The sequence below is a fragment of the Bacillus sp. BHET2 genome (assembly GCF_005938125.1).
Taxonomy (GTDB): domain Bacteria; phylum Bacillota; class Bacilli; order Bacillales; family Bacillaceae_B; genus Rossellomorea.
Genome location: NZ_VCQN01000005.1, coordinates 94,332 through 106,995 on the forward strand (window position 1 = coordinate 94,332; position 12,664 = coordinate 106,995).

General features: G+C 42.6%; 11 protein-coding genes and 1 riboswitch. Of the genes, 9 read left to right on the forward strand and 2 right to left on the reverse strand.

The window, feature by feature from the left end:
- Positions 1-22: 22 nt before the first annotated feature.
- Both FGG79_RS17545 and FGG79_RS17550 read right to left on the reverse strand, forming a co-directional pair.
- A complete protein-coding gene (locus tag FGG79_RS17545; RefSeq protein WP_138780725.1) occupies positions 23-1,564 on the reverse strand; it encodes an FAD-dependent oxidoreductase in 1,542 nt (513 codons plus the stop codon).
- Between the two features lie 122 nt (positions 1,565-1,686).
- Positions 1,687-2,547 carry a bifunctional 5,10-methylenetetrahydrofolate dehydrogenase/5,10-methenyltetrahydrofolate cyclohydrolase gene (locus tag FGG79_RS17550; protein ID WP_138780727.1) on the reverse strand — a complete coding sequence of 287 codons (861 nt, stop codon included), beginning with the start codon at positions 2,545-2,547 and terminating at the stop codon, positions 1,687-1,689.
- Positions 2,548-2,587: 40 nt separating this feature from the next.
- A riboswitch (ZMP/ZTP riboswitch) is annotated at positions 2,588-2,684 on the reverse strand.
- 193 nt (positions 2,685-2,877) lie between these two features.
- On the opposite strand from FGG79_RS17550, the gene FGG79_RS17555 reads away from it, so the two are divergent.
- The 9 genes from FGG79_RS17555 (at position 2,878) to FGG79_RS17595 (ending at position 12,623) form a co-directional block, all read left to right on the forward strand.
- Entirely contained in the window at positions 2,878-3,612 is a 735-nt protein-coding gene (locus tag FGG79_RS17555; RefSeq protein WP_138780729.1) for an SDR family NAD(P)-dependent oxidoreductase, read from the forward strand.
- Positions 3,605-4,624, forward strand: coding sequence for an S-adenosylmethionine:tRNA ribosyltransferase-isomerase (locus tag FGG79_RS17560; protein ID WP_138781078.1), 1,020 nt, complete (start codon positions 3,605-3,607; stop codon positions 4,622-4,624). Before FGG79_RS17555 ends, FGG79_RS17560 begins: the two co-directional genes overlap by 8 nt.
- Positions 4,625-4,635: 11 nt before the next feature.
- A complete protein-coding gene (locus tag FGG79_RS17565) occupies positions 4,636-5,004 on the forward strand; it encodes a VOC family protein (protein WP_138780731.1) in 369 nt (122 codons plus the stop codon).
- A gap of 150 nt (positions 5,005-5,154) precedes the next feature.
- Positions 5,155-5,799: a YczE/YyaS/YitT family protein gene (locus FGG79_RS17570; RefSeq protein ID WP_138780733.1), complete on the forward strand. Its 645-nt coding sequence runs from the start codon at positions 5,155-5,157 to the stop codon at positions 5,797-5,799.
- Positions 5,800-6,079: 280 nt separating this feature from the next.
- Entirely contained in the window at positions 6,080-6,778 is a 699-nt protein-coding gene (locus tag FGG79_RS17575; RefSeq protein ID WP_240794323.1) for a DNA alkylation repair protein, read from the forward strand.
- 122 nt (positions 6,779-6,900) lie between these two features.
- Positions 6,901-8,070 (forward strand): MalY/PatB family protein, encoded by a 1,170-nt coding sequence (locus FGG79_RS17580; RefSeq protein WP_138780735.1) that lies wholly within the window; start codon positions 6,901-6,903, stop codon positions 8,068-8,070.
- 535 nt (positions 8,071-8,605) lie between these two features.
- The gene (locus FGG79_RS17585) at positions 8,606-9,796 is read left to right on the forward strand and encodes a glycine C-acetyltransferase (RefSeq protein WP_138780737.1); all 1,191 of its coding nucleotides are present in this window, start codon (positions 8,606-8,608) and stop codon (positions 9,794-9,796) included.
- 93 nt (positions 9,797-9,889) lie between these two features.
- Positions 9,890-10,831 carry an L-threonine 3-dehydrogenase gene (locus FGG79_RS17590; RefSeq protein WP_138780739.1) on the forward strand — a complete coding sequence of 314 codons (942 nt, stop codon included), beginning with the start codon at positions 9,890-9,892 and terminating at the stop codon, positions 10,829-10,831.
- A gap of 535 nt (positions 10,832-11,366) precedes the next feature.
- Positions 11,367-12,623, forward strand: coding sequence for an ATP-binding protein (locus FGG79_RS17595; protein ID WP_138780740.1), 1,257 nt, complete (start codon positions 11,367-11,369; stop codon positions 12,621-12,623).
- The last annotated feature ends 41 nt before the right edge of the window (positions 12,624-12,664 follow it).

Here is a 12,664-nt window from a genome sequence, read left to right on the forward strand (position 1 = left end):
ACAAAAAACGGCAGTCCCCAACTCACTCGTTTGCTTCAAATGTTGTGAGAGGTTTCTTGGCGGGGCCTTCGATGACGTCCCCGTCGATTGAGAAGCGGGAGCCGTGACAAGGGCAATCCCACGTGTGGTCTCCGTGGTTCCATTCTGTTTCGCAGCCCAGGTGGGTGCACGTTGTATCGACGATGTGGAGTCTTCCTGATTCGTCCCTGTATCCTCCGCAGCGGCGTCCGTTCAAGTTCACGATATCGCCTTCTCCATTTTGAAGCTCCTGGGGCTTCTTCGATGGGATTTGAAGTTTCCCTTTCATGAGCTGTCCGGCAACATTTAGATTCTCTTTTAAGAAATGCTTGATGCTCGGGTCTGCGACAAACCGGGATGGAGTGTATACGTCAGCATAAATATGGTGATTTCCTAAAATCTGATCCGAGAGAATCTGACCGGCAAGCGTACCAGATGTCATTCCCCATTTATTAAAGCCTGTTGCCACAAAAATTGAAGGGTGTTTTTCTGTCAACTTGCCGATGTATGGCACCTTATCCAATGTGATCAAGTCCTGTGCCGACCAGCGATAACGGACTTCCTCTACGCCCATCACTTCTTCCCCAAATTCCTGTAATGCCTTATAGTGATCCATTGTATCTTTTCCCTGCCCTGTTTTGTGTTTATTTCCCCCGATCAAAATGAGTTTTTCTCCATTTTCATCGATTTCAGAGCGCAAGGAACGGATAGGGTCTTCCGCACTGATGTACATGCCGCCAGGGTAGTCCTTTTTGGCTTTCACTCCAAGGATGTACGAGCGTTCTGCATGCATTTTCGTGAAATAAAGGCCCATTCCATCATAAAAAGGAAAGTGAGAACAGATGACTACGTGCTCGCCGTCCAGATGGTACCCGTCTACGGTCACAACCTGAGTGTTCGTACCTTCATTAATGGTTTTGGCTGCTGTGCCTTCAAAGATTTGTCCACCCAGTCCTGTATATGATTCAATCAAGGCTTTAAGATATTTCAGAGGATGAAACTGAGCTTGGCCTTTCATGACGACTGCATTTTTGATGACTAGATCGAGAGGAAGTTCCCTGATGATCTCTCCATTGATCTCTAACTTCTGATACGCCTCATATTCCTTTTCAATCTTCTCTTCATACTGTTTCGTAGTCGCATAAACATAGGAGTCTTCCTCAGAAAAATGACAATCGATGTTTTCGCTGGAAATGGTGTCCCTGATAAACTGAAGAGCTTTTGATTGTGACAAGTAATATTTCTTTGCAAATTCTTCTCCGAAATGCTGGATGAGCTCATCATAAATCAATCCATGTTGAGCGGAGATTTTAGCGGTTGTATGTCCGGTTGTTCCGTTCAATAAGTGGTCTGCCTCTATAAGGGCAACATTTTTACCGCCTTTAGCTAACAAGTATGCAGTGGTGATACCTGCAATCCCACCTCCAACTACGGCTACATCTACTTTTATATTTTTATCAAGTTTCTTAAATAGGGGGAGTTTAGCTGTTTCCCTCCAGTATGGCTCTGGTGTTTGGGAGAAAGCATTGTGTTGTTGAGAGTCCATTTGTACGCTCCTTTAGCATTCTATTCCTTACCATTCTCTCCCGATAGACAGAAAAAATAAGTGAGGGATAAAAAAAAGAGACCCACTCGGTTACCCAAGGGAGTCTCTTAAAGGATAATGGTTTATGAATTTTGAAGAACAGGACCGGATTTCTCGGCAGAATCAACAGTCTGTTTTAAAAGCATGGAAATGGTAACAGGGCCGACTCCACCAGGAACAGGGGTAATGGCACTGGCCTTTTCATAACATGCCTCATAATCAATGTCCCCGACATTCCCTTTGTTATAGCCTGCATCAAGAACGACTGCCCCTTCTTTTAACCAGTCCCCTTGAATGAACTTAGCTTTGCCAACAGCAGCCACTACGATATCTGCAGCAGCCAGAATCTCTGGGAGTTTCTCTGTATAGGAATGGCAAGTCGTCACCGTTGCGTTCCGGTTTAATAACATCATGGAAACAGGTTTTCCGAGAATAGGACTTCTTCCAACAACGACAGCGTGTTTTCCTTCAAGTGACACTCCGTAATAATCAATGATGCTCATGATTGCTGCTGGGGTGCAGGATGGATATTCACCAAACCCTAACGAATTTTGACCGAAACCGAGGCTTGTGACCCCGTCAACATCTTTTTCAATCGAGATCGTTTCAAAGGCAGCTCGTTCGTCAATGTGATGAGGAACGGGGTGCTGTAAGAGTATGCCATGAACAGAAGTGTCATCATTAAGCTCTTTGATCACGTCTAGAAGCTCGTCCGTTGTCGTTTCCTTTGGAAGGTGGATTTTTCTTGACTCCATCCCGATTTTCCGACAGGCATTTCCCTTCATCTTTACGTACGTAGCAGAAGATGAATCATCTCCTACGAGCACGGTAGCAAGACATGGAGTGATTCCCTTCTCTTTTAATAAAGTGACTCTCGACTTTAGGCTTTCTTTTACCTCAGATGCTACAAGCTTCCCGTCTAATACTAGTGGTTCCACTGCAATCCCTCCTGATTATAGTAAAAAAAGACAAGGGTTCCCCCTTGCCTTCTGCCCAGGCGAACGGCTAATGGCTTATATTTCGTAAAATTCGCAGCTCCCTTGTGGTTGATTCCACATTTTCGCCAGTCACTGCTCTATATATTTTCAACCTTATTGTAACACGAATATAAATTAAATTTCCAGTATTAATGTTCGTGTTTTTTGAAAATACATCAAAAGGCTGAAAGAGTGCTACATCTAATTTTCTATTCTTTACGAACCCTAATGGACGATTCGTCATCTCTGAATAGTTCATAAACTGAGAGTAACAAAAGGAATGAAGGGAGAATGGATATGTTTAAAAATAAAGTAGTCATGATAACAGGTGCTTCAAAAGGACTGGGCAGAGCACTAGCAGTTAAATTCGCTGAAGAAGGGGCAAAGGTTGCAATTTGTGCACGAAACCTCGGGCCGCTTATGGAAGTTGAGAAAGAACTGAAAACGTTGGGGGCAGAAGTTGTGGCATTGGAGGCTGACGTCTCGGATGCCAGGGATGTTGATCGTTTTGTATCGGTAACGGAAGAAGCATGGGGCAGTGTGGATGTGTTGTTTAATAATGCTTCCGTGTTTGGTCCTGGTCCCCGTCTACTGGTAGATTATCCTGAGGAGGAGTTCCTTGAGGTGCTAAGAATCAATACGTTGAATCCATTTCTAGTAACAAAAAGAGTCCTGCCCGGTATGATCAGCAGGGGGAGTGGGTCCATCATTAATTTAACATCCGAAGCGGGTAAAACAGGGTTTGCTGAATGGGGAGCGTACGGTATTTCGAAATTTGCGGTTGAAGGCTTAACTCAAACGTGGGCTGACGAGTTAAGTGAATCAGGTATAAGGGTGAACATGGTTGATCCAGGGGAAATGGATACGGATATGCACGACAAAGCCGTCCCGAGTTGTGATTATCCCCTTGCTGCCCCTATTGATCATCTTCATGTCTTTTTATACCTTGCTTCTGATGAATCCTTGAGTGAAAACGGAAAGAGATTTGAAGCACAGGAATATGAGTGGGATGGACGTGGGGAGCATGAATGAGTTGGCGAATGCCTTCCACATTCCTCCCCGTCTGAATGCGACGACTCCTATTGAACTTCAGGGGCTTGAGAGAGATGACGTAAAGCTAATGGTATTGAACCGGGAGAACGGGATGTGTGAACATACAAGGTTTAAACAGTTACTGGACTATTTAAATAAGGGGGACGTACTGGTTTTAAATAACAGCAGGACCCTCCCCGCTTCACTGAAAGGGAATCAAGGAAAACAACCTGTCGAAGTTCGCCTTTCCCGAAAAAGAAGTGAATGCAGGTGGGATGCCCTCATCCTTGGAGACTTCTATCAAGCGGGTGCTTCGATTGCTTTTTCAGAAGGTGTTACGGCGGTCTTGAAGGGTGAAGGCAGTGAAAGACCACTTGTACAGTTGGAATTCAACAGAAGTGGCAGTGAGCTACTTGATTTTATTTACAAGCATGGAGAGCCAATCCGTTATGAGTATATCGATGCCCCGTGGCCACTTGATTATTATCAGACGGTATATGGATCAGTGCCTGGGTCTGTAGAGATGACCTCTGCTGGAAGAGCTTTTTCGTGGAGTCTGTTACAAGGCTTAAAAGAGAAAGGAATTGAAATTGTGTTTATCCAGCTTCATGCAGGCCTAAGTTATTACGGAGATGACCGCTGGCCAACACCGAAAAACCATCCTGAATACTATCATGTTGGCCAAAGGGCGGTGGAGAAAATCCTCAAGGCAAAGAATACTGGAAAACGGATCATTGCGGTGGGAACGACGGTGGTTCGAGCTCTTGAGACCGTCATGACAGAATTTGAACGGCTGCAGACATCTGAAGGAGTAACAAATTTATATATATCAGGAGAAACGACTCTTCAAATCGTAGACGGTCTTATTACTGGTCTGCACGAACCTGAAGCAAGTCACTTAGATCTTTTAAAGGCGTTTATTTCTGAGGAGAAACTAATGAATGCCTATCAACTAGCTTTAGAGAAAAACTATAAATGGCATGAGTTTGGAGATATGAATATCATTTTGTAAGGAGATTGAATATGAAACTTCATCATGTTGGGATGACTGTGAACAGCTTAAGACGGTCCAATGAATTCTATCAAAGGTACTTTGGATTTAAGGAAGAAATGGAATTTCAATGGGGCAGTGAGAAAATCCTATTTTTGAAAAAGGAGGATTGTCGATTGGAACTCATAGAAGAAAGTGGAAAGGATAGCGTTTCGAAGGGGGTATTTCTTCATTTAGCTTTGGAAGTGGATGACCTTGAAACGGAGATTGGCCTTTTAATGAAGGAAGGATTATCGCCTGTCGAAGGACCTCTGGTTCTTGAAAATGGCTGGAAAGTGGCCTTTTTCTATGGTCCAGATGGTGAAATCATTGAGATGGTTGAAGAGGATCATTCGAGGTAAACTGAATGCAGGAACTACAGTCTTTTATGAACATATTTGCTCGAAAACCCCACCAACCCCATAGGTTTTATGAAATTTTTTTGTTCAGGATTCTGTGATACAGTTATCCGGGTATTATCGGAACTGACTATGGTGTAGGAAGGGATTTTCATGAATAGAGAAAAGATTTTACGTTGGTCATTTTTCTTTGTGGGTCTTCTTGTGCTTTCGTTTGGCATAAGCTTGACGATTAAAGGAAAAGATCTTGGAATCGGGCCTTGGGATGTGTTTCATTATGGGTTGTTCAAGCAGCTCGGGCTGACCATTGGCACCTGGTCTATTATTGTGGGCTTTATCATCCTGTTTGCAACAGGCATTGGAACCAAGTCATTGCCCAAAGCCGGTGCGTTCATCAATATGTTATTAATTGGAATTTTCATAGATTTATTTAATTTTGTACTCCCTAATCCTCAATCCCTCATGGCACAAGCCATTGTCTTTGCTATCGGGATTATTGTGATAGGGTATGGAATCGGTCTGTACGTTTCAGCCGATCTCGGAGCAGGTCCCCGGGATAGCCTGATGCTGTTGGTTGTGGAAAAGACGGGATGGAAAATTCAGTGGGTGCGAAATGGAATGGAAGTCCTCGTGTTCTTCTTCGGCTGGTTACTTGGTGGACCGGTTGGAATCGGCACTGTCATCATTGCATTAGGACTCGGGTCCATCGTTGGCTTTTCATTACCTCAAAGTAAAAAACTGTTACATTTCTTCCTCATGAGACAAATGACCAAAAGAGACAATTCTTTAGCAAGCTAAGGGGTTGTCTTTTTTCGCTTGCAAAAAGGTTTTTTACCACAAAAGGAAGAACTATGAAATAGAGGTCAGGCTGACGGGAGATGTTCGATAGGTGAACAAACAAGATGGTTAATTTTATGAGAAGGAAGCGGTTAAGGAATGAAAGAACTAGTAGACTACTGTTATCTCTGTCAAAAGCCCCTCTATTGTTTAGACGGTTTCTTTAACGGTGTTCAAATAGAGGATGGGAAAAGCTGTTGTTTTAAATGTGTGGAACGGGTCCAAAAGGAGGAAACATCCCATGAGTCATAAGTATTCGGATAAAATGATTGCCCTATTGAAAAATCATCAAAACAGTGAGAATCAAGAAGCCATGGAAGCTTATATGAGAAATCAATTTCAGTTCTATGGAATCAGGACGCCAGAGCGCAATGCTTTGCTGAGGGACTTCCTAAAGGAAAACGGCAAACCACCCATTGAAGAATTGCCCGACATAGTTCGTTCCCTTTGGTCTCTGCCTCAAAGAGAATGCCAATACATCGCTCTTGCCCTAATTGGTAAACATTCAAGAAATTTAACAAAAGAACATCTTCCTCTTTTGGAGGAATTGATTGTGACGAAGTCCTGGTGGGACACGATTGATCATATTGGTCCCCATCACGTAGGGGAAATCTATCAAAGTGAAGAAGATGACACATACTTAGAGAAATGGGTTCACTCCAGTGATATGTGGTTGAACCGCATCGCCATTTTGTATCAACTGAAATATAAGGAAAAGACGGATGAAGACCGTCTATTTAGATATATACTTATGCATAATCAATCAAAGGAATTTTTTATCCAGAAGGCAATCGGTTGGGCGCTGAGGGAGTATTCAAAGACGAATCCTGAAGCGGTCATGCGTTTCATTGAATCAGAGGAGCTTTCCCCGCTGAGTAAACGAGAAGGATTGAAGCATGTGAATCGAAAAGCAATGGCGGAAAAAGCTGTTAAGAAGTAATGTTCTAGGCGTTCATACTTACAATGGAGTAAATGAAAACCCCTATTCATTATGGGGGTATTCACTAGGACCATAATCTAGTATAAAGTAAAGAAAGGTCAATTTGAGAGGGGCATTAGGATATGAATTGGAATGATTGCATCGAGAGAACGAATACACACTCTGTTAAATGGTCGTTTCCTGACGGGGATGTGATCCCTATGTGTATAGCAGACATGGATTTTCAAGTTTCATCCGCCATTGTTGAAGCAATGAACAAGAAGGCTCAACATGGGATTTACGGCTATACCACGTTTAGCGATCGATACTTTGAGTCCATTCTGTCATGGTGGGAGAGACGTTTCCATATAGAAATAGACAAAGAGTGGATCAGCTTTAGCCCGGGAATCATTCCAGGGATCAATGTATTGTTGTCCGTATTAACGGAACCTGGAGACGGTGTAATCATTCAAGATCCCGTTTATTATCCTTTTTACAGTACAATCGAAAACCATGGCTGTTCGGTCATGAACAATACATTGCTCTATGAGAATGGAGTTTATACCATTGACTTTGACGATTTGGAAGCAAAAGCGAGCCAGCCAAGGACTAAGGTGCTTATACTTTGCAGTCCCCATAACCCTGTAGGAAGGGTGTGGACGCAGGAGGAATTGGTAAAGATCGGTGATATTGCCAAGCGGCATGATCTCTGGATCATATCTGATGAAATGCACGGAGATTTAGTCTACGGAGGAAATGTACATCTCCCACTTTTTAAAGCAGATGAAAGCCTAGCGGAGAGAAGCATAGTTTGCGCAGCTCCAAGTAAAACGTTTAACATTGCCGGTCTTCAAACATCCATTCTGCTCATACCGAATAAAACCTTAAGAGAAAAGTATCAAGAAAAGCTAACAGGTTATGGCCTGATGAGACCAAATGTATTTGGAATCGAAGGTACGATTGCGGCCTATGAGGATGGTGAACCTTGGCTCAATGAGCTTTTAATGGTTCTCGAAGAAAATAAAAAGTACGTACTGAATTATTTAGAACAACACCTCCCCGAACTGAAAGCCATCCAGCCTCAAGCCACGCACCTTATCTGGATCGACTGCAACGGGTTAGGAATGAAAGGTGAAGAACTTTGCAGATTCTTCTTAGAGAAAGCCAGAGTGAAATTTGATGAAGGCTTCAAATTCGGTGAAAGTGGACAACCCTTTGTCCGAATGAACATCGCCTGTCCAAAAGAGCGGGTTGATATGGCATTAAGAAGAATGCATGAAGCAGTACTCGAGCAAAGACTTCTACAATCATAATAAAAAGATGAACAGAAGTGATGACTTTTGTTCATTTTTTTATTTCGCTCTCCTCGTAAAGATTGTTGTTATCTAACATAGGAGCTGCCAAGGCTCTGTCAATGAGTGTGTGCGATAGATGGTGAGGGGAACGGAAGGTGCTCGACTTCCTCCCCGCCGGAAAGCAAGTGCCTGGAGCGGAAAGGAACGGACCATATTTTCATATCCCACTGATCCAGAAGATCCATTTATTTTTTTGAAGGTTTCCTCTATACAAGCAAGCTCCAATCTAATTGAACAGAGTATTTTTCATTCGATTATGGCACCAACATTTATTTGGTACACATGATAATTAAAAAAATGGCAGTTTTTTATCCATAAAGGGAACACTAACATATATGCAAAAACCGAAGATATTTTTTGTCCATCACCAAAAAACATGTTAAACTAAAAAGCAGAATAATCATTAGAGAACACAAAGGGTCAACTGATAAATAATGTATTTTTGGAGTGGACATTTGTTTTTGAAACGCTTACATAACGGGAGGACGAGTACATGACAAGTAAGACATTAGATCATTTTTTACAAGAAAATCTTGAAGATTTAAAATCACGTGGATTATACAACGAAATCGATCCATTGCAAGGTGCAAATGGGCCTGTGATTACGATTAATGGAAAAAAGCTTGTGAATCTTTCTTCCAATAACTATCTTGGACTTGCTACAGATGAACGTCTTAAGAAAGTAGCAATTGAAGCTGTAAAAGAATACGGGGTTGGATCTGGAGCCGTTCGAACAATCAATGGTACGCTGGACCTTCATGTGAAACTGGAAGAAAAGCTTGCAAAGTTCAAAGGAACAGAAGCAGCGATTGCGTTTCAATCAGGATTCAACTGCAACATGGCAGCCATTTCAGCGGTGATGGATAAGAATGATGCCATCCTTTCTGATGAGCTGAACCATGCGTCGATTATTGACGGTTGTCGTTTATCAAAGGCAAAGGTTATCCGCTTTGGCCACTCAGATATGGAAGATCTTCGTGCGAAAGCGAAAGAAGCGAAGGAGTCCGGTCAGTACAACAAAATCATGATTATTACAGATGGAGTATTCTCAATGGACGGGGATGTATGTAAGCTTCCTGAAATCGTAGAGATTGCTGAAGAATTTGATATCATGACGTATGTAGATGACGCCCATGGTTCTGGTGTCCTTGGAAAAGGTGCGGGAACAGTTAAGCACTTCGGACTTTCTGACAAAGTAGACTTCCAGATGGGTACGTTATCGAAAGCGATTGGAGTAGTCGGTGGGTACGTAGCAGGAACTCAAAACCTGATTGATTGGTTAAAGGTTCGCTCACGTCCATTCCTATTCTCAACTTCTCTGACACCTGCAGATGTGACAGCTTGTACGGAAGCACTTGATCTCATCATGAACTCTACAGAGCTTCAAGATAATATGTGGGAAAACAGTCGTTACTTGAAAGAAGAGCTGTCGAGGCTTGGCTTTGACATCGGAAACAGTGAGACACCTATTACTCCTGTTATCATCGGTGAAGAACAAGCGACACAGGACTTCAGTAAACGCCTTTATGAAGAAGGGGTTTATGCGAAATCCATCGTGTTCCCAACAGTACCAAGAGGAGCAGGTCGTGTGAGAAATATGCCTTCAGCCGCACATACGAAGGACATGCTTGACCAAGCGATTGCAGCTTATGAAAAAGTCGGCAAAGAAATGGACATTATTTAATCAAAGTATACACATATTTGGGACAGGGCCTGTCTTAGCAGTCAGCCCTGTCAATATGATTGATCACCAAAGGTAAATGCAGGAGGAAAGACGATGAAAAAGATTTTAGTAACAGGTGCACTGGGACAAATCGGTTCTGAGCTCACCAATAAGCTTCGTGAAGTATATGGTTCAGATAACGTAATTGCAACGGATATTCGTGAAACGGATAGTCCGGTCGTAAAGAATGGTCCATTTGAACAGCTTGATGTCACCAATGCCGAAAAGATGTTTGATATAGCTAAAACGAACAATGTGGATACCATTATTCACTTAGCCGCTCTTTTATCTGCAACTGCAGAAGCGAAGCCGCTACTTGCATGGAATTTGAACATGGGTGGATTAGTGAATGCCCTTGAAACGGCAAGGGAGTTAGAGTGTCAATTCTTTACACCAAGTTCAATCGGTGCATTTGGTCCAACAACGCCTAAAGATTCAACTCCTCAGGACACCATTATGCGTCCGACTACTATGTACGGAGTAAATAAAGTGTCAGGCGAGCTTCTTTCTGATTATTACTTCACGAAATTTGGAGTGGACACAAGAGGGCTTCGTTTTCCTGGCCTGATTTCATATGAAACGCTTCCAGGTGGCGGAACGACGGATTATGCTGTAGAAATTTATTATGAAGCAATCAAGAACAATCAGTATACTTCCTATATCGGTGACGGTACTTACATGGATATGATGTATATGCCCGATGCCCTTAACGCCATCATTGATCTGATGGAAGCTGATGGATCAAAGCTTGAGCACCGGAATTCCTTTAATGTTTCTGCTATGAGCGTTGCGCCTGAAGATATCGCAAAAGCCATCCGGGTTCATCAACCGGACTTTAGGCTAGATTATGACGTGGATCCCGTTCGACAAAGCATTGCAAAGAGCTGGCCCGACGCGATCGATTCCAGTGCAGCCATGAAGGAATGGGGCTTTAAGGCAGAATATGATTTAGCTAAGATGACAGCTGATATGTTAGATAAATTAAAAACGAAGTAATGAGTGAAGAGAAGCTGACGGCCCGCTATAAAGGTTGTCAGCTTCTTTTTTTTTGAGAAATTTGTTAAAAAGGTACCATCCAATTATGCATGAGCATTTCCGACAAAAAGTGACAGATACTTACAGAAATAGAAGGCTAGTGCTATAATCATAATGAAGTGCCCTACCTATGTGGAAGAAAATGGTGAAATAACTTCTAAATTGTGCTAAAATTCAGAAGTTATTCTGTATAAAGAGAAAATTCGTACCCAGGGCACTCATTCTTGCAGTGTTTATCAGGTACAAGTTCCATTACTAGAAGTATGAGCATCCATTCTGAACGAGAATAAAATGCAATTTGTCTATAAGACCAATGGGTACGAATCGATGGTTTGGTTTAATTATGATGGTGGTACATATGAACTATATGGTGCTTCTCAGGACAATGACGTTGTTTCAGAGAGCACAAATTGGTCGCGAAGATCTTATATAACATCAATTGGACCGTATATATTTAACCTATTTTAACCAATAAAGAGTGAGACGGGTGACGTTGATGAAGGAGACAATGAAACACGCATTTTACAAAAAAATAATAGCCTTGATGGCTCTATTCATTTTTCAGGTCATCGCTGTACTCATGCTTGAAAAACCCTGGAACGTCATCTTTACCCTCCTTTCAGTCACAGTGGGAGTAGTGGTCCTCATCTTTCTGTTGAAAGAGGGGAAGACGTTTATGGTTAGCCATAGAAAATTATTGGAAGAAGAAAACCAGCTTTCCACCCTTCTTCATGCCCTGCCTGACTTCGCTTGCTTCAAGGACGGAGAAGGACGCTGGTTGAAGGTCAATCAATTTGGCAGAAAGCTGTATGACTTAGAGGAAATCGATTATGTAGGAAAGACAGACAGGGATCTTGCGAAGCTAGTCCCCTTCTTTAAAGACGCCTTAGACTACTGTATCGACTCCGATGAAGAGACTTGGAAAGTAAGACAGGTGACTAGAGGTGAAGAAGGTTTCTACCTCCCAAATGGTGAATATAAGACCTTTGATGTCATTAAAGTTCCATTGTTTCATTCAAACCATTCGAGAAAAGGGCTAGTCATCATCGGACGGGATATCTCCCAGCAGAAAATAGCCGAAGAAATGCTATTGCGAAAAGAGAAGCTCTCGGTTGTCGGGGAACTTGCAGCTGGTATTGCCCATGAAATCAGGAATCCCCTTACAAGTATCAAGGGATTTATTCAACTGTTGGAAGAAAATGAGCATGTATCGGACCATTACCTTTCTGTAATGTCCTCTGAGATGGACCGGATCAATCAGATTGTCGGGGAATTACTCATTTTATCCAAACCTCAAATGAGAGAATACAAGCTCTTTGATATGAGTGAGGTACTCCGATATGTCATCAAGGTGATGGGGCATGAAGCCCTTCTCAAAGGGATTACATTAAACGTTCAAGTGCCATCTTCCCCTATGCATGTATGCGGGGATAAGAATCAATGCATCCAAGTATTCATTAATATTTTGAAAAATGCCATTGAATCTATGGAGGAGGGTGACATTGATGTTGACTGGGTCATTCGGAGCAATACTCTCACCATTTCAATCCAGGACCATGGAGTAGGAATTCCTCCCGACCGATTAAAGAAACTGGGGGAACCGTTCTTTACCTTGAAAGAGAAAGGAATGGGACTCGGTCTGACCATTAGCCAGAAAATCATCGAAGACCATAAAGGGTCCCTTCTTATTGAGTCAGAGGAAGATGAAGGAACGCGAGTGGAAGTCACCTTTCCAGTGGAGCATAAGCAGTAATAAACAAAGAAACCCAGGTTCGGATTCGAACCTGGGTTTCT

Coding starts and splice junctions, on each gene's coding strand:
- FGG79_RS17595 (WP_138780740.1), top strand. CDS start 11,367: ATGAAGGAGACAATGAAACACGCATTTTACAAAAAAATAATAGCCTTG.
- FGG79_RS17585 (WP_138780737.1), top strand. CDS start 8,606: ATGACAAGTAAGACATTAGATCATTTTTTACAAGAAAATCTTGAAGAT.
- FGG79_RS17545 (WP_138780725.1), bottom strand. CDS start 1,564: ATGGACTCTCAACAACACAATGCTTTCTCCCAAACACCAGAGCCATAC.
- FGG79_RS17560 (WP_138781078.1), top strand. CDS start 3,605: ATGAATGAGTTGGCGAATGCCTTCCACATTCCTCCCCGTCTGAATGCG.
- FGG79_RS17580 (WP_138780735.1), top strand. CDS start 6,901: ATGAATTGGAATGATTGCATCGAGAGAACGAATACACACTCTGTTAAA.
- FGG79_RS17590 (WP_138780739.1), top strand. CDS start 9,890: ATGAAAAAGATTTTAGTAACAGGTGCACTGGGACAAATCGGTTCTGAG.
- FGG79_RS17570 (WP_138780733.1), top strand. CDS start 5,155: ATGAATAGAGAAAAGATTTTACGTTGGTCATTTTTCTTTGTGGGTCTT.
- FGG79_RS17575 (WP_240794323.1), top strand. CDS start 6,080: ATGAGTCATAAGTATTCGGATAAAATGATTGCCCTATTGAAAAATCAT.
- FGG79_RS17565 (WP_138780731.1), top strand. CDS start 4,636: ATGAAACTTCATCATGTTGGGATGACTGTGAACAGCTTAAGACGGTCC.
- FGG79_RS17555 (WP_138780729.1), top strand. CDS start 2,878: ATGTTTAAAAATAAAGTAGTCATGATAACAGGTGCTTCAAAAGGACTG.